This window comes from Spirillospora sp. NPDC047279 (assembly GCF_040643285.1).
Lineage (GTDB): Bacteria > Actinomycetota > Actinomycetes > Streptosporangiales > Streptosporangiaceae > Spirillospora.
This window is the reverse complement of the sequence record NZ_JBEYUA010000027.1, coordinates 98088-115216: the sequence shown is the minus strand read 5'-3', so window position 1 is coordinate 115216 and position 17129 is coordinate 98088. Positions and strand designations below refer to the sequence as shown.

Here is a 17129-nt window from a genome sequence, read left to right as displayed (position 1 = left end):
GGCACAGCCTGATCTATAAAGGCACTGGCTTTTAACACGCTGTTGAGTTCTCAAGAAACGGACACCCACCGCGCCGAACCCCCGCTTTCGCGGAATCAGCTCCGGGGCAACCCTTCTAACTTACCAGGTTCTTCGCCCCTGTCAAGTGACCCAGTTGAGTCGATCTTGATTCGGAACGCAGCCCACCCGCCATCGAACGTCGCGGACGGCAGACAACACCGGCCGAGATCGATCTTTCGGAGGAGTCCCTCGGGCCGGCCACCTTGCGGCGTCCTGCATCCCGTCTGGGCTGACCACTCCAGAGTACATCGGCTCGGAGCAAGCTTCGAACCGTTTTCCTTGAGTGGCTTCCCCTTCGGGGCCGACCGCCTGCCGGCGACCCGCATCCCCTCGGGGCACGTATGACATTAGGTAATGGTGGGACGGCCGTCAAATCGACGGTCGTACCCGACCCGGACCATCATCAAACCTGCTGGTCAGGACCGCTAAGACGGCGACACGCTGGGTGACGCCCGGGCAGACGGGCTCACACCCGTCCGGCGGTCTCACAGTCTCCAACGAGCGTCACCCGCGCAGGATTCCCGGCGGCCGAGAATTCTTTCGTCGCCGTTCGCCTAGTCGCGTCTGAGCGTCGCCGTGAGGCCCGCGACCACGGCCGTCGTGAGGATCCAGCCCGCGGCGACGAGGGTCCAGGACCAGTACATGGCCGCGCCCTGCGGTCGCCAGGTCTTCTGCTGGCCGATGTCGACGATGGGCAGGAGAACGTCGAGCGTGTAGCCGAACGCGTGGAACGCCGGGCCCTTCGGATCCACCCGGACCATGGCGTCGGGGTAAGCGACTTCGAACCCCCAGGTGCCGGTCGCAAGGAGCGCCGCGAGCCAGAGGGCGGCGAGACGCGTGCGGTAGCCGTACCCGACGGTCACGTACAACAGCCAGTTGGTCAGCCTGCCCGGCGGGCCGAGCATTCGGCGCCGTCTCCACTGCTTGGCGATCAGCACCTTGCGGGCGGCCTCCTCCCGTCCGGCCCGCCGGCACGCGGCGGCGAGCTGGTCGTACACGCGCGGCGCGTATCCGTCCTGCTGGCGGGCCAGCCAGCGCAGCCGGGCCCGCACGCCGACGCGGTCGTCGGCGAGGGTCTCGTACACGAACCCCTCCAGCCGTGCCCGTGCGGGCCAGGTGTCCTCCGCGTCCTCGAAGATGCCGACGCGCGCGTTCGTGAGGTTCACCACGCCGTCCGGCGAGCGGCGCGGCACCAGGAGGAGCGCGGCCGCCGTCGCGGATTCGAGGTCGAGCGCCTGCCCGCCCGGGTTGGCCAGGACGGAGTCGTTCAGCTCGACCTGGCCGCCGACCGTGATGCCGGAGAGCTGGAGCTCGCCGTCCGAGGTGAAGCCGCGCCGCAGGTGGAGGTCTCCCCCGATGTTCATCCGCACCGCGTGGAACGATCGTCCGGACGGGTTGCGGAGCGTCGCCCCGGTCAGGTTGCGGACGCCCCCGACACGCGCTCCGACGAGGCGCAGCTCACCTTCGACCACCAGGCCCCGCCGGCCGAAGACGGACTGGCCGACGGTGAGCGCGTCGGCGTGGAGGGCCACCGCGCCGGGGTTGCTCAGGTGCGCGCCGTCGAGTTCGAACTGGCCACCGATGCGCGCGCCGACCAGCCTGATCTCGCCCCTGGACGTGAAACCGTCGCAACACCGCAGGTCATGGTCGAGGTCGAGCCGCTCGGCGTTCAGGGCGCGGCCGCCCGGGTTGGCCAGGTGCGCTCCGGCCAGGGAGAAGCGGCCGCCGACGCGGGCTCCGGCGATGCTGATCTCGCCCTGGGCGGTGAAGCCGTCCCGCATGAAGACGCCCTCGCCGACGTCGAGGCCGTCACCCCGCAGCGCGACGCCGTCGTGGTCGTGCAGCCGCGCTCCCTTGAGCGAGAGGCGACCGCCGATGCGGGCGCCGACCAGGCTGACGCGGCCGATGACCGCGCCGTCGAGATCGAGGTTCCCGGCCGTCCGCAGCTGGTCGGCGTGCAGGGCGGGGACGTACGAGCCGGGCATCCGGATCGCCGGCGCGGACGCCTCGCTGAGGTCGACCGGCTCGTCGATGTGGCAGTCCCGCAGCGACACGGGGCGAACGAGCTCGGCGGCCTCGAGGCCGAGCGTCCCGGTCACGCGCACGCCGCGCAACTTGATGGGCCGCGGCCGGTGCCCGTCCGGCCTGGCCGTGAGCAGCTCGATCAGCAGCCCGGCCCGGATCGTGCGGTCCGGGCCCCAGCCGTCCCCGCGTTCCGGGTCGTCCTGGCCGGCGTCACCGGTCTGCCCGGCGTCACCGGCGCGCAGGTCGGCCGGTTCGCCCGCCCGGACGGCCGCCACGACACGCCGCTCGGCGTCGTTCCGCCCCTGAACGTTCACGCTGAGCGCCTCCCGCTCGTCCGGACGACTCGCCGGCCCTCGTTCGGGGGACCGCGGCCGGTCACCAGGAGTCTCCCCCCGCGCCGCCGCGGTCTCGGAACGCGGCGAGCGGCAGGGGTGTCTGGGCGTGTGAGCGGGTGTCAGCGGGTGTCGGTGGCGCGTCAGCGGGGTCGCCGAACGTGATGAGCGATGAGACGAGATCCGACTGGAGTTCCCATGGAAGACGTGATCCGGGCCGAGGGCCTGCGGAAGGGGTTCGGCGGCACCCAGGCGCTGGACGGGGTCGACCTCGTGGCGCGCCGCGGCACGGTGCTGGGAGTGCTGGGGCCCAACGGTGCCGGGAAGCTGACCTCCACGGTCCGGCCGTTCTCGTCCCGCACCCCCAGCGGGCCCAGGATGCCGATGCGCACCAGGTCATTGTGACCGACGCGGCCCGCGTCTGAGATCGTTCACCCCATGGACCCGAAGATCATCGCCGGTATCGAGATCATCCCCCTGCTCGACGCGATCGGCCCCATGGGCGGGGAACTCCGGCTCCCGCCCGCGGAGCTGTTCCCCGGAGCCCGGTGGGAAGGCGTGCGGGAGACCCATCCCGCGGCCTTCGGCCCCGAAGGCGAATGGGTCCTGCACTTCTACTGCTTCCTGATCCGCACGCCCACCGGGCAGAACATCCTCGTCGACGCCGGGCTGGGCCCCCTGGACTCGCCCGCCGCCTCGTGGGCCCCCGTTCCCGGCGACCTCGTCAACGCCCTCGCGAGGATCGGCGTCTCCCCGTCCGAGATCGGCACCGTCGTCCTCACCCACCTGCACAGCGACCACGCGAGCGGCGCCGTCGCCGGCGGGGTGCCCGTCTTCCCGAACGCCCGCCACCTGGTCCAGTCCGACGAGCTCGCCTGGCTCAAGGACGGCGCCCCGCCCCTGCTCCCCGCCGTGATCGACCCCCTGGCCCGGGCCGGCCTCCTGGACGTGCGCCGCACCGACGTCCGGCTGGCCCTGGACGTGCACCTCATCCGCACGTCCGGACACACCCCCGGCCACCAGTCCGTCATGATCGGCAACGACGAGATGTTGATCAGCGGCGACATCCTGCACCACCCCGTCCAGCTCACCGACCCGTCGATCACCTACCTGTACGACGAGGACCCCGAAGCCGCCCGCGCCACCCGCACGGCCCTGCTCACCAGGCTCCGCGAGAGCGGCGGCGTCCTGGCGGCCCCGCATCTCCCCGCCCCGTTCACCACATGACGGTTGAGCTGGACGTTTGACACGACTCGAACGGGTACGGCGGCATCATGGATCTCTCCTTCCTCAAATCGCTGTACACCCGACCGGGACCGTACGCCTCGGTGTACGCCGACCTCACCCGGACGACGGAGGAAGCGCCCAAGACCCCCAAGCTGCGGTGGCGGGCGCTGCGCGAGAAGCTGGAGGCCGAGGAGGCCCCCGCGGAGACCCTGAGCGCCATCGAGGAGATCGTCGGCGACGACCTGTCCGCCCACCGTTCGGAGGGCCTGATCGCCTTCGCCACCGAGGGCGAGACGCACGTCACCCGCCTCCCGGGCCCGCCCCTCGCCGAGACCGCCCGGCTCGCCCCGCTCCCCCACGTCATGCCGCTCCTCGTCCAGCGCGGCGAACGTTTCCCCTACCTCCTCGTCGACGTGCACCGCCCCGGCGGAACGATCACCTGCGTGGCCGCCGACGGCACCCGCACCACCCTCGACGTCCAGGGCGACGAGGACTCCCGCAAGGTCAAGTCCACCGGCGAGACGGCCCAGGCCCGCGTCCAGCGCGCCGCCGAGAACACCTGGAAGGCCAACGCCAAGAAGGTCGGCAAGGAGGTGGACCACGCCGCCCGCAAATGCGGCGCCGAACTGATCCTCATCTCCGGCGACCCCCAGCTCCGCGGCGCCCTCCTGGAGGAGATCTCCGACGGCCTCCTGGAACGCACCGTCGAGGACACCGACGAGGAGCACCTCCTCGAGCTCAAGCGCACCGAACGCCTCACCACGATCGTCGAACGTTTCGAACGTGAACTCGCCAACAACGGCCGCGCCGTCAGGGGCCTCAAGCCCACCGTCGAGGCGGCCCGCCGGGGCCAGGTCGAGACCCTGATCCTCCCGGAGGACTCCCCCGCCCGCGTCTGGGTCGGCCCCGCCCCGTCCGACATCTCCCTCGACCTCGGCGAACTGCACCGCATGGGCGTCGACGACCCCGCCGAGGACCGCGCCGACGCCGCCCTCATCCGCGCCGTGGCCGCCACCGACGGCGACCTGGCCGTCGTCGGCGGAGCCAAGATCGGCGCCATCCTCCGCTACTCCACCTGACCCTCCGGGCCCGGGCGGACCGGGGCCTCTGCCCGGGCCCCCTGGCGCCACCCCCACCGCGCGTAGTGGACTTGATCCCATGTCCATCGACCTGAACCACACGATCGTCCATTCACGCGACAAGCAGGCCGAGGCCGAGTTCTTCGCGAGGATCCTGGGCCTGGAGGTCGGCGCCCAGTGGGGCCCGTTCGTCCCCGTCCAGGCGGGCAACGGCGTCACGTTCGACTTCATGGACTCCACGGAGATCCAGCCGCAGCACTACGCGTTCCTGGTCACCGACGAGGAGTTCGACCAGATCTTCGCCCGCGTCAAGGAGTCGGGGATCACCTACTGGTCCGACCCGGCCCACCGCCGTCCCGGCGAGATCAACCACCACTACGGCGGCCGCGGCGTCTACTTCGACAGCCCCGACGGCCACAACCTCGAGGCCATCACCGCCCCCTACGCATGACAAAGGCCGGTGCCCGAGAGCACCGGCCTCACCTGTGGAGCTATGGGGATTCGAACCCCAGACCTCCTCCATGCCATGGAGGCGCGCTACCAACTGCGCCATAGCCCCGCACGCCGACCTTCCGACCGACCTGGAACAGCTTAGTGCACTCCCACCCCTGCTAACGCCACCCAACCGACTCCAGCCGCTCGGCCGCCCTGCGTGGGCTGGCCCTCCTCAGACCCCGCGCAGGTGGTCGGGGGCTTGCGATCAGGCCAGCGCAGCACGGGGTGCGGTGAGAGCGCGCAACTCGCGTGCGGCGTCCAAGGCGAGAGCAGCGGGAGGCGCGACCTCCAAGGACACACGCGCAGCGGACGCCAGGCGGGTCACCCGCCGTTCGGGAGGCAACGACTCGATGATCCGGGCGGCCTCCTCCAATCCCGTCTCCGGGTCAGTGCGCGTGACCAGCGCCGCTCGGTGCAGCCGGATCGCGATGAGCGCATGCTCGCCGGGCGCGTGCAGATGCTCCGCCGCGTCCTGGGCCTCCGCCGCACGCGCTTCGTCGCCGGCGACCGTGTAGACGAAGCTCTGGTCGAAGCACAACCGTCCGCCGCTCCAGTCGGGGTCGTCCCCCGGCAGGTGGCCGGTGACCTCCTCCGCCTGGCGCAACACCGCGACCGCTTGATCGGCCCGTCCGGCCGCGGTCAGCGTCTGGGCCTCCGCGGTGAGCGCCCTGGCGAGCGCCGCGGAGGGCCGGGGACCCGCTACACGCCGCGCTTCACGGGCCATCGCCAGGCTTCCCCCCGAGTCGGCAGGGTCGAACCGGAGGAGGAGCGCCTGGCCTCCCCGAAGCCAGGACGCGAGTCGCGTGTCCCCCGAGTCGTCCACGAGCGCCAGGGTCTTCGCCCACCACCTGCGAGCCTCGCGCATGTTGCCCATGTCGAACCACCTGGTCGCGATCAAGCTCGCGTGGCGTGCAGCGGTCCGGGAGAGGTCGCGCCGCACCGCATCCGGCTGTGGCTTGCGCAGGTGGGGAGCCATGTCGGCAAAGTCCACGGCCAGCAGAGCAAGAACTGTGACGGGCGGATCGGTCCGAGCTCGCCGCGCGTGCAGGTCGGCCGCGGCGTCCCAGTCGTCCAGCATCGTCCGAGACACCGTCGCACCAGCAACCTTGGGTTCGCTGGCCTGCCAGGCATCGGTCAACGCGGCCAGAACCGGCGCGACCGTGGCACCCATGGCAACGGTCGCGGCGTCCTGCATCAGCCGTCGCCGTTTCACGTCGTCCTCGTCCATTCCTTCGGGAGAGGCCGTCACCTCAAAGCTACCCCGAAGGCTGGGGAAGAGCTCCTCCTCGTCCATCTCGAACGCGGTCGCGTAGGCCGACGTCCAGTCACGCGGGAAATGCTTGCCGCTCTCCCAGTCGAGCATCTGCCGGTCAAGCGAGTCGACGCGCTTCCGCTCGGCCGGGGCCCCTATCGCCTTGAGCAGCTCGCGCGCCATCGTGCGCTTACCCCAGTCGCGATTCTGACGCTCGGCACGCAGGCGTGCGCCCTGCCGGGCCCTGTCACCAGCGTTCATCATTCGGCACCTCGTCCAGCTGGGACATCTGAGCATCGGGTCCTCATCCGGATTATCTGGCTTCCTCGTACGAACGGCTGCCGGGTGAACTGGCTGTAACCAGATCGCTACCCCGAGGAGAACAGCCGCCATGATTCCGCGTCGATCCTGCGAGCCGTCCCGGCTGTTCTCGTGGGAGGTCGCGCAGGCCAGGACCGGCGGGGTGACCGACGACCCGAGACGTGCCATCGACCAGGTGAACGCGGCTCTGGCCAGGGCTCCGCGCGGTGCCCGCGCGACGGTGACGCGAGTGGATCTGATCCTCGACATTCCGAGCAAGTACGACGTGGTCGCCGTGGTTGGCCGCGCGCGGACGGACCAGACCACCGGCGAGGTCGTCTGGGAGATCCAGTGAACGCGCTGAGACACCTGGAGGCCCTCGCCGCCGACCTGGCCCGGAGCGGCTACGCAGTCCGGCGCTGGCACCGGGGCGACCCTCCGTGGATCGTGGTGTGCCTGCCCTCCCTGACCGCATGCGGAGAGTCAGTGACCGCGTGTCCCATCCTCGACTTGGAGCAGGTCAGCCCGCTGGAGCCGCTGTGGTGGTTCCGGACCTCCTCCGGCGTGCTGCTAGCCCCCTGCGACCGCCCAGCCGAGGCAGTGACCAGGTTCCGGCAGGTGATGGCCCCCATTCACCAGGCCGCACAACTCGTGGCACGCACAGACAGACCGGCGCCCGCAACGATCCAGTGGCCCCACCCCGACGCGAATCGGGGGTGTGGGGGCGAAGCCCCCACCTAGCGAACAGCCCGAGCGAAGCGAGGACCCCTATCGGGGGCAAGGGGGCGAAGCCCCCAAAAAAGAAAGGCCCGAGCGAAGCGAGGACCCAAAGCGAAGGGGCGAAGCCCCGAGCAGGGGGTGCGGGGGCGGAGCCCCTGCCCCGGGGGTTCCAGGGGGTCGTCCCCCTGGGCAGAAATGACGAAGGAGTGACGGGAGCAGCCCGCCAGGGCTGCGACCACATCACTCCCAACTCCGAGTGGAGCTATGGGGATTCGAACCCCAGACCTCCTCCATGCCATGGAGGCGCGCTACCAACTGCGCCATAGCCCCGTGCAGCTGCGTGGACGTGCATCCCGCAGCGCTCCGCCAGTGTATCGGAAGGCGGGGGCGTACTCGAATCGATTAGGGGTCAGGCGCCGTTGTCGGAGCGGTCGTCGGAGAGGACGGGCTCGGGCAGGGTGCCGGCGTTGTGCTCGATGAGGCGCCAGCCGCCGTCGCGCATCTCGGCGACGACGGACCAGCAGCAGTTGCTGAGGCCGCCGAAGCGTTCCCAGATCTCTTCGGGGAAGCCGAGGAGGTGGGACATGCCGAGGCGCAGCGCGGCGCCGTGGGAGGCGACGACGAGCAGGCCGGTGGGCGGCAGTTCGTCGAGGGCGCGTTCGAGGGCGGCGCCGACGCGTTCGGCGACCTGGGCGCTGGTCTCGCCGCCGGGCGGCTGCCAGCGGGCGTGCTCTTCGGGGTAGCGCTCCCGGATCTCGCGGGAGGTGAGGCCCTCCCACTGGCCGCCGTCGCGTTCGACCAGGTCCTTGTCGTGGCTGACCGGCAGTCCTGTCACGTCGGCGAGGGCCTGGGCGGTCTCGGCGGCGCGCTGGAGCGGCGAGGCCAGGATGGCGGTGGGCCGGAGGCCGGCGAGGAGGCGGGCGGCGCGGTGGGCCTGCTCGACGCCGGTCTCGTCCAGCGGGATGTCGGTCTTGCCCTGGAAGCGGCGTTCGACGTTCCACGCGGTCTGGCCGTGCCGCCAGAGGACGAGGCGGCGCTTGCCGGGCTCGCGGCGCGGGGCGTCACTCACTCGTGCTCCCGACCTTGCGGCCGCGCTGGACGGAGTGGGCGTTGACGCTCTCGGGGAGCTCGATGAGGGGGCAGTCCTTCCACAGCCGCTCGAGGGCGTAGAAGAGGCGGTCCTCCTCATGCTGGACGTGCACGATGATGTCGGCGTAGTCCAGGAGCACCCAGCGGCCCTCACGCTCGCCCTCGCGCCGGATGGGCTTGGCGTCGGCCTCTTCGCGCAGGCGCTTTTCGATCTCGTCGACGATCGCGCGGACCTGGCGGTCGTTGGGTGCGGAGGCGAGCACGAAGGCGTCGGTGATGACGAGCTGCTCGCTCACGTCGTAGGCAAGAATGTCGTCGGCCAGCTTGTCGCCCGCCGCCTCGGCGGCGATCCGGATCAGCTGTACGGCCCTGTCGGATGCGGTCACGATGTGTTCGCGATCCTCCCTGTCGGGGACGGTCCCGGTTCTACCCTCTCACGGCTCCCGGACGCGGCCCTCTTTTGTCATTGCTTCGGTGTTGCGGTCCAGGTTGCCCGCAACCGCGCTGATATCCAGGGTATGGGCCGAAAGTCAATCTTCGTAATCGAATGAGGGACCGGGACTCAGGCCTCAAGATCGCGATACAGGGCGCGCTTGTTGATGTATTGCACGATGCCGTCCGGGACCAGATACCAGATGGGCTCGCCGTCCCGTACGCGGTCGCGGCATTCGGTGGAGGAGATCGACAGCGCGGGCACCTCCATCAGGCTGACCCGGCCGTTGGGCAGGCCGGGGTCGGCGAGCTGGTGGCCGGGCCGGGTGACGCCGATGAAGTGCGCGTGCTCGAAGAGCTCGTCGGTGTCGTGCCAGGTGAGCATCTTGCCGAGGGCGTCGGCGCCGGTGATGAAGAACAGCTCGGTGTCGGGGCCGTGCAGCTCGCGCATGTCGCGCAGGGTGTCGACGGTGTAGGTGGGGCCGGGCCGGTCGATGTCGATCCGGCTGACCGAGAAGCGGGGGTTGGACGCGGTGGCGATCACCGCCATCAGGTACCGGTCCTCGGCGGCGGTGATCTTCTCGCCCTCCTTGTGGGAGGAGATCCCGGTGGGGACGAAGACGACCTCGTCCAGCGAGAAGAAGTGCGCGACCTCGCTGGCGGCCACCAGGTGGCCGTGGTGGATCGGGTCGAACGTGCCGCCCATGATCCCCAACCGCCGCTTTTGCGTCATGCCGACGAGAATAGCCACGCGGCCTGGACCTCCCGTGACGCGCCCCGCCGTTTGTGCGGAGACTCAGGCGAGGCCGGGCAGGGGCGCGTCGCCGGACTCCCAGGTGACGACGCGGACGGCCTTGCCCACCTCGACGCGGGGCACGGTGCCCGGCGGGAGGACGCTGACGTCGGCGTGCAGGCCCAGATCGGCCTTGAGCGCCGCCGCCAGAGCCTGGACGGGGTCGCCGGAATCCGCCGTGCCCGCCGTACCCGCCGTAGCCGCCGTAGCCGCCGTAGCCGCAGCGCCCGCCGTACCCGCGGTCTCCGCCGTCTCGCAGGCGACGATCAGGCGGACCGCGGCCTCGTCCCGGCGGTCGACGACCAGCTGGTAGTGGGGCACGACCAGGCCGGACCCGAGCAGGACACGCTCCACCTCGCTCGGATAGACGTTCACGCCCCTGATCACCAGCATGTCGTCCACCCGGCCGCGGATCTTGCTCATCCGGGCGAGGGTACGGCCGCACGGGCACTCGCCGCGGGTCAGCGTGGCGATGTCGCCGGTGCGGTAGCGCAGCAGCGGCAGCGCCTGCTTGGTCGGGGTGGTGAAGACCAGCTCGCCCGGCTCCCCCTCGGCGACGGGCTCGCCGGTGGCCGGGTCGACGGTCTCGACGATGAAATGGTCCTCGTTGACGTGCAGGCCGTCCTGCTCCAGGCACTCGGTGGCCACCCCGGGGCCGATGATCTCCGAGAGGCCGTAGATGTCGACGGCCTTGATCGGGAGAACGTCCTCGATGGCGGTGCGGAGCTCCTCCGACCAGGGTTCGGCGCCGAAGACGCCGGCCTTGAGGGACGACAGGTCGGCCCCGGCCTCGGCGGCGGCCTCGCCCAGGCGCAGCGCGTACGCGGGCGTGCAGGTGAGGATGTCGGGCTTCAGGTCAGTGATCATCCGGATCTGGCGCTCGGTCATGCCGCCCGACATCGGGACCACGGTCGCGCCGAGCGCCACCGTGCCCTGGTGGATGCCGATCCCGCCCGTGAACAGCCCGTACCCGTAGGCGTTGTGGACGATGCTGTCGGACGTCGCCCCGGCGCACGACAACGACCGGGCGCACATCGCCGCCCACAGGTCGAGGTCGGCGCGGGTGTAGGCGACGAGCGTGGGCCTGCCCCGCGTGCCGCTCGATCCGTGCACGGCGACGACCTGCTCCTGCGGAACGGCGAGCATCCCGAACGGGTAGTTGTCCCAGAGGTCCTGCTTGGTGGTGAACGGCAGGCTGTGCAGGTCCTTCAGGTGAACGTCGGAGCCGCGGGTGACCCCGGACTCCTTGAGGCGCCTCCCCTGGACGCCGCCCGCGGCGACGAGCCGGTCGACCAGGCCCCAGAGCCGGTGGCGTTGCAGCGCCGCCCTCTCGTCCAGCGACATCGCCTCGGCCTTGGGATCGAACATCGCGCCTCCTTGCGCCCCGTCCCGGATGGTCGCGCGCACCCTCGCGCGATAGGCCGAAGTAGAGCGTGTGTCACGCGCCGGGCGCAAGGGGCCGGTCCTGGTCGGCAGGGGTGGGCCCGGGAACCCTAGGGCCTGGTGGTTCGTCGGAACTACCATGCCGGACATGACGACGAACACACCGGATCGAGCACGCACGCGCTTCCCGGGGATCAGCTCCCGGGCCTACGAACACCCGGCGGACCGCTCGGCGCTGGTGGCGCTGCGCTCGCTGACGGGGTTCGACACCGTCCTCCGCAAGATGTCCGGGCTCTTCAACGAGCGGGCGTTCCGCCTGATGTTCCTCGGCGGCACCGTGCGGGTGGGCGAGAGCCAGTTCCGCAACCTGCACGACATGGTGCGGGACGCCTGTTACATCCTGGACCTGCCCGAAGTGCCCGAGGTGTACGTCCGGCAGAGCCCCGAGCCCAACGCCATGGCCCTCGGCTCCGACCGCCCGTTCATCGTCATCAACACCGGCCTGATCGACCTGCTGGACGACGAGGAGCTGCGCTTCGTGGTCGCCCACGAGGTCGGGCACATCCTGTCGGGCCACGCGGTCTACCAGACGATGATGCAGATCCTGCTCTCGCTGGGCAACCGGCTGGCCTGGCTGCCGCTCGGCAACATCGGCATCGCGGCGATCATCATCGGGCTGAAGGAGTGGTTCCGGAAGGCCGAGCTGTCGTCCGACCGCGCCGGGCTGCTCGCCGGGCAGGACCTCGACGCCGTCAAGCGCACGATGATGAAGCTGGCGGGCGGCACCCGCCTCCAAGAGATGAGCACCGAGGCGTTCCTGGAGCAGGCCCGCGAGTACGACGCCGCCGGCGACGTGCGCGACGGCCTGCTGAAGTTCCTCAACCTGCTGCCGCAGACCCACCCGTACGCCGTGATCAGGTTCGCCGAGATCGACAAGTGGGCGCACAGCGGCGAGTACGAGCGCATCCTGGCGGGCGACTACCCGCGCCGCGACGACGACGGCAGCGCCTCGGTCACCGACGAGGTCCGCAACGCGGCCAAGTCGTACCGCGAGTCGTGGGAGCAGACCGCCGACCCGTTCGTCGGCAAGGTGAAGGACATCGCCGACGCCGCGGCCTCGGCGGCCGGCGGCCTGTTCGACCGGGTCTCCTCGACGCGCGGTGGCGGCGGCCGCGACGACGGGCCCACCAACGGCTCCAGCTGAGCCGTCCGCGGACATGAAGGGATCGGGCGCGCGGCCCCGCGCCTGATCCCTTTGTGACGTCCGGGCCCCGCCGGGGCCGGCCGGATCAGAAGGGGGCGGGGACGAGCAGCTCGACGTTGCGGTCGTCGCGGTCGCCCCGGCGGCCCTCCTCGCGGTCCTGCCAGTCGTTCCCGGCCAGTTCGCGCGCCAGCGAGGCGAGCCGCACCGGGTCGCCGATCCTGCCGCCGAACGACTCGGGCCCGGCCGAGTCGAGCACGGTCGCGAAGACCGACAGGGTGCCGTCGCCGTTGTCGGCGAGCTCGACGATGCGGCTCTGCTGCGGGAAGTCGACGTGCGCCGCCGTGTTGACCTCCCAGAACCCCCCGGCCCCGGACGTGCGGGCGTGCGGGATGACCTCGTTGCGGTGCGTGTGCCCGTTCACCCACAACACGACGTTGGGGTAGCGCAGGAGCAGCGCCTCGACCTCGTCGCCGAGCACGCGCCCGCCGCCCAGCGGGTTGCCCATCGAGCCGATCGTGTGGTGGCTGAACAGCACGAACAGCCTGTCGGCGACGTGCGGTCGCCGGACGACGGCACCCTTGGCGTCGAAGTGGCGGCTGCTGCCCGCCTGGAGCTGCGCCTCCAGCCAGGCGAACTGGCCGCGGTCGAGGGAGCCCTCCGAATAGCCGTTGGGGTTGACCGTGTCGAGCACGATCCCGCGGACCACGCCCTTGTCGAACGCGTAGTAGGCGGTGCCGTCGCGCAGGTTGGCCTGGGTGAAGCCGTGGCCGCGGAGCGCGGCGGTGGTGCTGAAGTGCTCCCGCACGACCTCGGCGCGCGACACCATGCGCCGCCTCAGGTCGGGCGTGACCTGGCGGAAGAGCCCGACGTTCTCGCGGGCCAGGCCGACCAGGTCACGGCCGTCGCCGGTGCGGAGCATGCGGGCGAGCCGTTCGGCCTGCTCGTCGGTGCCGGGCGCGCCGATCTTGATGCCGCCGGTGGCGAGGCCGGACAGCAGCGGGTTGGGCGGCAGGTTGCCCTGCATGAGCCCGTCGTGGTTGCCGAACACCGCGTACCAGGGCGCGTCGAGCCCGGTCGCCTGGAACGGCTTGCGGGCGGCGTCGAGCAGCCCCTTCACGCGGGGGAAGCCGTAGTCGGCGAACGCGACGTCGGGCTCGGCGCCGGGCGGCGTGCCGTCCGGGTGCCAGAACCGCACGTCGTACGCGCCCCAGTCCTGGACGCCCTCGTAGCGGCGCGGGTCGCCGGAGTCGGGGTGGATCCGGCCGCCGTCGAGCAGGTCGATGATCCAGCGGAGCTCGTTGTACTGCACGTTGTCGGCGGCGTCGCCGGTGTTGATGTGGAACGCCAGCCGCAGGCCCGTCGCCGGGCCTCGCCCGACCCGGTTGAGCTGCCGGACCATCGCCTCGGCGACCTGGGTGGTGAGGATCTCCTGCGGCCGCCACGCGCCCTCGACCGGAAGGATGCTCAGCGCGTCCTTGAAACGGTCGAGGAACTCGACGCGGGCCGGCGACTGCGCGTCGATGACGTGCACGTCGGTGAGGTGCCCGAACGCCACCAGGCCTCGCCGGGCCGCGGCCCGCGTCGCCTTGGCGATGCCGCCGAGGTCGCGGCGCAGCACGTGCGGCTCCCCCGGCCCGGCGACGACCTTGCGGTAACCGCCGGCGCCCGCGGCGCCGAGCAGCAGCGTACGTTCGAGCGTGGTGCCGGCGACCGGACCGCGCAGCGCGGGCGCGGCCGCGGCGGAGGCGGGACGGGCCGGAAAGGCGGTCACTCCTGCGGAGGCGATCCCCGCGCCGAGGGCGGCGCTCTTCAGAACGCGGCGGCGGCTGATCTCGACTGTCACAGCCGAGATCAGACCACACTTACAACAGTGACATCAAGGGTCACTTTGTCACATAGTGCTCACCCTTCCGCGTTCACCCGTCCCGCAGCCGCGTGACCTCGGCACGGGCGTACTGGACCGTCCGGTGTCCCTTCCTCCGGCCCGGGCGCCCGCCATCAGAAGAATGATCGCGACGACGGCCAGAGCCGCGGGAGGGCTCCCGCGGTCGAGTCCCGGCCTTCGCCGTTCCACCGGGACCCAGCCCGGAGGAGGTGGGGACGCCGTGGCGGGAGCGGCACCCGATCGAACCGTCACGGGCCCGCTTCGGAAAGGCACGCCGGGGTCGGGTGAACGCGCAGGTCAGGCGGGAGGCTTGGCTCCCTTGAGGTGGCCTTCGCCGACGACGACGTACTTGGTGGAGGTGAGCTCGGGCAGGCCCATCGGGCCGCGGGCGTGCAGCTTCTGGGTGGAGATGCCGATCTCCGCGCCGAAGCCGAACTCCTCGCCGTCGGTGAACCGGGTCGAGGCGTTGACCATGACGGCGGCCGAGTCGACCAGCGCGACGAACCGTTTGGCGGCGGGCTGGGACGCGGTGACGATCGCCTCGGTGTGCCCGGAGCCGTACTTGCGGATGTGCGCGACCGCCTCGTCGAGGCCGTCGACCACGCGGGCGGCGATGTCGAGCGAGAGGTACTCGGCGTGCCAGTCGTCCTCGGTCGCCTCGACCACGTCGTCGCCGTACGCGCGGACGCGCTCGTCGCCGTGCACGGTGACGCCCTTGGCACGCAGGGCCTCCAGCGCGCGCGGGACGAACGCGCCGGCGATGGAGGCGTGGACCAGGACCGTCTCGGCGGCGTTGCAGACCGACGGCCGCTGCGTCTTGGAGTCGACCAGGATGTCGACGGCGAGGTCGAGATCGGCGTCGGCGTCCACGTACACCGCGCAGTTGCCCACGCCCGTCTCGATCACCGGCACGGTCGACCCCTCGACCACCGAGTTGATGAGCGAGGCGCCGCCGCGCGGGATCAGCACGTCGACCAGGCCGCGCGCCCGCATCAGGTGCTTGACCGAGTCGCGGGACGTGCCCGGCACGAGCTGGATCGCGTCGGCCGGCACCTGGGACGAACGCAGTCGCGGTTCGGCGGGGTGGGATGAACGCAGTCGGGGTTCGGCGGGGTGGGATGAACGCAGTCGGGGTTCGGCGGGGTGGGATGAACGCAGCGCGTCCTGCATGATGCCGACGAGCGCGGTGTTGGAGCTGAACGCCGAGGACGAGCCGCGCAACATCGCCACGTTGCCGCTCTTGAGGCAGAGCGCGGCGGCGTCGACCGTCACGTTCGGGCGGCCCTCGTAGATGATGCCGACCACGCCGAGCGGCACCCGGACCTGGCGCAGCTCCAGGCCGTTGGGCAGCACGTTGCCGCGCACCGTCTCGCCGACCGGGTCGGGCAGCGCGGCGACCTGGCGGACCGCGGCGGCGATCGCCTCGACGCGCTCGGGCGACAGGCTCAGCCGGTCGATCATGTATTCGGAGATGCCCGCCTCGCGGGCCCGCGCGACGTCCTCCTCGTTCGCCTTGACGATCTCGCCGGTACGGGCGAGCAGCGCGTCGGCGATCGTGTGCAGGGCGGCGTCCTTCACCGCGCGCGGGAGCGGAGCCAGGCCGGCGGCGGCCTCCTTGGCGCGGTCCGCGACGCGCAGGAAGGCCGCGCGCTCCTCCGCCTCCTGGGCTGTGGGCTCACTCATCACCGGCTCCCCTCTGGGCGCATGCTCTCTTCGGTCTTCAGGACGACGAGGTCATCGCGGTGAATGATCTCGCGTTCGTACTCGGGGCCCAGCTCGCGGGCCAGCCACCGGGTCGACCGGCCCATGAGGTCCGGGATCTCGGCGGCGTCGTAGTTGACCAGGCCGCGCGCCACCACCCGGCCGTCGGCGCCGCACAGGTCGACCGGGTCGCCGGCGGCGAAGTCGCCCTCCACGCCGGTCACCCCGGCCGGCAGCAGCGACTTGCGGCGCTGGACGACGGCCTCGACGGCGCCCGGGTCGAGCACGATGCGCCCCTGGCCGGTGGTCGCGTGCGCCAGCCACAGGTGCCGCGTGGAACGGTGGCGCGCGTCCGGGTGGAAGTAGGTGCCGACGGGCTCCCCGGCGAGGGCGGCGGCGGCCTGCGCGGCGTTGGTCAGGATGACGGGGATGCCCGCGATGCGGGCCGCCTCCACCTTGGTGACCATGCCGCCGGTGCCGACCCGGCCCGATCCGCCCAGCTTGATGCCCTCGAGGTCGGCGGGCGTGCGGACCTCGTCGATGCGGCGGGCGCCGGGCTGGCGCGGGTCGCCGGTGTAGAGCGCGTCCACGTCCGAGAGCAGGACCAGCGCGTCGGCCCGGGTGAGGTGCGCGACGAGCGCGGCGAGCCGGTCGTTGTCGCCGAACCGGATCTCGTCGGTGGCCACCGCGTCGTTCTCGTTCACGATCGGCAGGACGCCGAGGTTGAGTAGCTGGGCCACGCAGCGCTGCGCGTTGCGGTGGTGCACGCGCCGGATCAGGTCGTCGGCGGTCAGCAGCACCTGTGCGACGCCCACCCCGTGGCGCGCGAACGACGAGGTGTAGCGCGCGACCAGCAGCCCCTGGCCGACGCTTGCGGCGGCCTGCTGCGTCGCCAGGTCCGGCGGGCGCCGGACCAGCCCCAGCGGGGCGAGCCCCGCGGCGATCGCGCCGGACGACACGAAGACGATCTCGGTGCCGGCGGCGCGCCGGGCCGCCAGCACGTCCACCAGCGCGTCGATGCGGTCGGCGTCGATCGTCCCCTGTGGCGTGGTGAGCGACGACGACCCCGCCTTCACCACGATCCGGCGGGCGGTCGCGATCGCCTTGCGCACGTTCATGCTCTCCCTCGGGGGTCGGGACGGAACCGGCGGT

Annotated in this window: 14 protein-coding genes, 2 tRNA genes and 1 pseudogene; 6 read left to right on the top strand and 11 right to left on the bottom strand. The window is 71.5% G+C overall.

Annotated elements, in window-relative coordinates; all coding sequences use genetic code 11:
- Nucleotides 1-614 precede the first annotated feature (614 nt).
- On the bottom strand, nt 615-2399 hold the full coding sequence (locus ABZ810_RS44040) for a hypothetical protein (RefSeq protein WP_358413485.1): 1785 nt from the start codon (nt 2397-2399) through the stop codon (nt 615-617).
- 216 nt (nt 2400-2615) lie between these two features.
- Here ABZ810_RS44040 and ABZ810_RS44035 point away from each other — a divergent pair.
- The 4 genes and pseudogenes from ABZ810_RS44035 to ABZ810_RS44020 form a co-directional block, all read left to right on the top strand.
- Nucleotides 2616-2762, top strand: a pseudogene (locus tag ABZ810_RS44035) (daunorubicin/doxorubicin resistance ABC transporter ATP-binding protein DrrA); the annotation flags it as partial.
- A gap of 93 nt (nt 2763-2855) precedes the next feature.
- Nucleotides 2856-3644 carry an MBL fold metallo-hydrolase gene (locus tag ABZ810_RS44030; RefSeq protein ID WP_358413483.1) on the top strand — a complete coding sequence of 263 codons (789 nt, stop codon included), beginning with the start codon at nt 2856-2858 and terminating at the stop codon, nt 3642-3644.
- A 47-nt stretch (nt 3645-3691) separates the two neighbouring features.
- Nucleotides 3692-4723: a Vms1/Ankzf1 family peptidyl-tRNA hydrolase gene (locus tag ABZ810_RS44025; RefSeq protein ID WP_358413481.1), complete on the top strand. Its 1032-nt coding sequence runs from the start codon at nt 3692-3694 to the stop codon at nt 4721-4723.
- Between the two features lie 79 nt (nt 4724-4802).
- Nucleotides 4803-5174: a VOC family protein gene (locus ABZ810_RS44020; RefSeq protein ID WP_358413479.1), complete on the top strand. Its 372-nt coding sequence runs from the start codon at nt 4803-4805 to the stop codon at nt 5172-5174.
- A gap of 35 nt (nt 5175-5209) precedes the next feature.
- On the opposite strand, the gene ABZ810_RS44015 is transcribed toward ABZ810_RS44020, so the two are convergent.
- Nucleotides 5210-5282 (bottom strand) — tRNA-Ala (locus tag ABZ810_RS44015).
- A 141-nt stretch (nt 5283-5423) separates the two neighbouring features.
- The gene (locus ABZ810_RS44010) at nt 5424-6731 is read right to left on the bottom strand and encodes a hypothetical protein (RefSeq protein ID WP_358413477.1); all 1308 of its coding nucleotides are present in this window, start codon (nt 6729-6731) and stop codon (nt 5424-5426) included.
- Nucleotides 6732-6861: 130 nt separating this feature from the next.
- On the opposite strand from ABZ810_RS44010, the gene ABZ810_RS44005 reads away from it, so the two are divergent.
- Nucleotides 6862-7125, top strand: coding sequence for a hypothetical protein (locus ABZ810_RS44005; RefSeq protein ID WP_358413475.1), 264 nt, complete (start codon nt 6862-6864; stop codon nt 7123-7125).
- Between the two features lie 622 nt (nt 7126-7747).
- Here ABZ810_RS44005 and ABZ810_RS44000 read toward each other — a convergent pair.
- The 5 genes from ABZ810_RS44000 to ABZ810_RS43980 form a co-directional block, all read right to left on the bottom strand.
- Nucleotides 7748-7820 (bottom strand) — tRNA-Ala (locus ABZ810_RS44000).
- 79 nt (nt 7821-7899) lie between these two features.
- Entirely contained in the window at nt 7900-8559 is a 660-nt protein-coding gene (locus tag ABZ810_RS43995) for a histidine phosphatase family protein (protein WP_358413473.1), read from the bottom strand.
- Entirely contained in the window at nt 8552-8965 is a 414-nt protein-coding gene (gene rsfS / locus ABZ810_RS43990; protein ID WP_358413471.1) for a ribosome silencing factor, read from the bottom strand. The genes ABZ810_RS43995 and rsfS overlap by 8 nt, the downstream gene beginning before the upstream one ends.
- A gap of 176 nt (nt 8966-9141) precedes the next feature.
- On the bottom strand, nt 9142-9744 hold the full coding sequence (gene nadD, locus ABZ810_RS43985; RefSeq protein ID WP_358413469.1) for a nicotinate-nucleotide adenylyltransferase: 603 nt from the start codon (nt 9742-9744) through the stop codon (nt 9142-9144).
- Between the two features lie 63 nt (nt 9745-9807).
- On the bottom strand, nt 9808-11172 hold the full coding sequence (locus tag ABZ810_RS43980) for a phenylacetate--CoA ligase (RefSeq protein WP_358413467.1): 1365 nt from the start codon (nt 11170-11172) through the stop codon (nt 9808-9810).
- Nucleotides 11173-11335: 163 nt separating this feature from the next.
- Here ABZ810_RS43980 and ABZ810_RS43975 point away from each other — a divergent pair, with 163 nt between their 5' ends.
- Entirely contained in the window at nt 11336-12391 is a 1056-nt protein-coding gene (locus tag ABZ810_RS43975; RefSeq protein ID WP_358413465.1) for a M48 family metallopeptidase, read from the top strand.
- A gap of 85 nt (nt 12392-12476) precedes the next feature.
- Here the strand turns inward: ABZ810_RS43975 and ABZ810_RS43970 are convergent, their stop codons facing one another.
- The 3 genes from ABZ810_RS43970 to proB all read right to left on the bottom strand — a co-directional run bounded on the left by ABZ810_RS43970 (nt 12477) and on the right by proB (nt 17095).
- Nucleotides 12477-14234, bottom strand: coding sequence for a TIGR03767 family metallophosphoesterase (locus ABZ810_RS43970; protein WP_358413463.1), 1758 nt, complete (start codon nt 14232-14234; stop codon nt 12477-12479).
- Nucleotides 14235-14573: 339 nt separating this feature from the next.
- On the bottom strand, nt 14574-15959 hold the full coding sequence (locus ABZ810_RS43965) for a glutamate-5-semialdehyde dehydrogenase (protein WP_358413461.1): 1386 nt from the start codon (nt 15957-15959) through the stop codon (nt 14574-14576).
- Nucleotides 15959-17095, bottom strand: a complete 1137-nt coding sequence (proB, locus tag ABZ810_RS43960) for a glutamate 5-kinase (protein ID WP_358413459.1) — start codon at nt 17093-17095, stop codon at nt 15959-15961. The genes ABZ810_RS43965 and proB overlap by 1 nt, the downstream gene beginning before the upstream one ends.
- Nucleotides 17096-17129 lie beyond the last annotated feature (34 nt).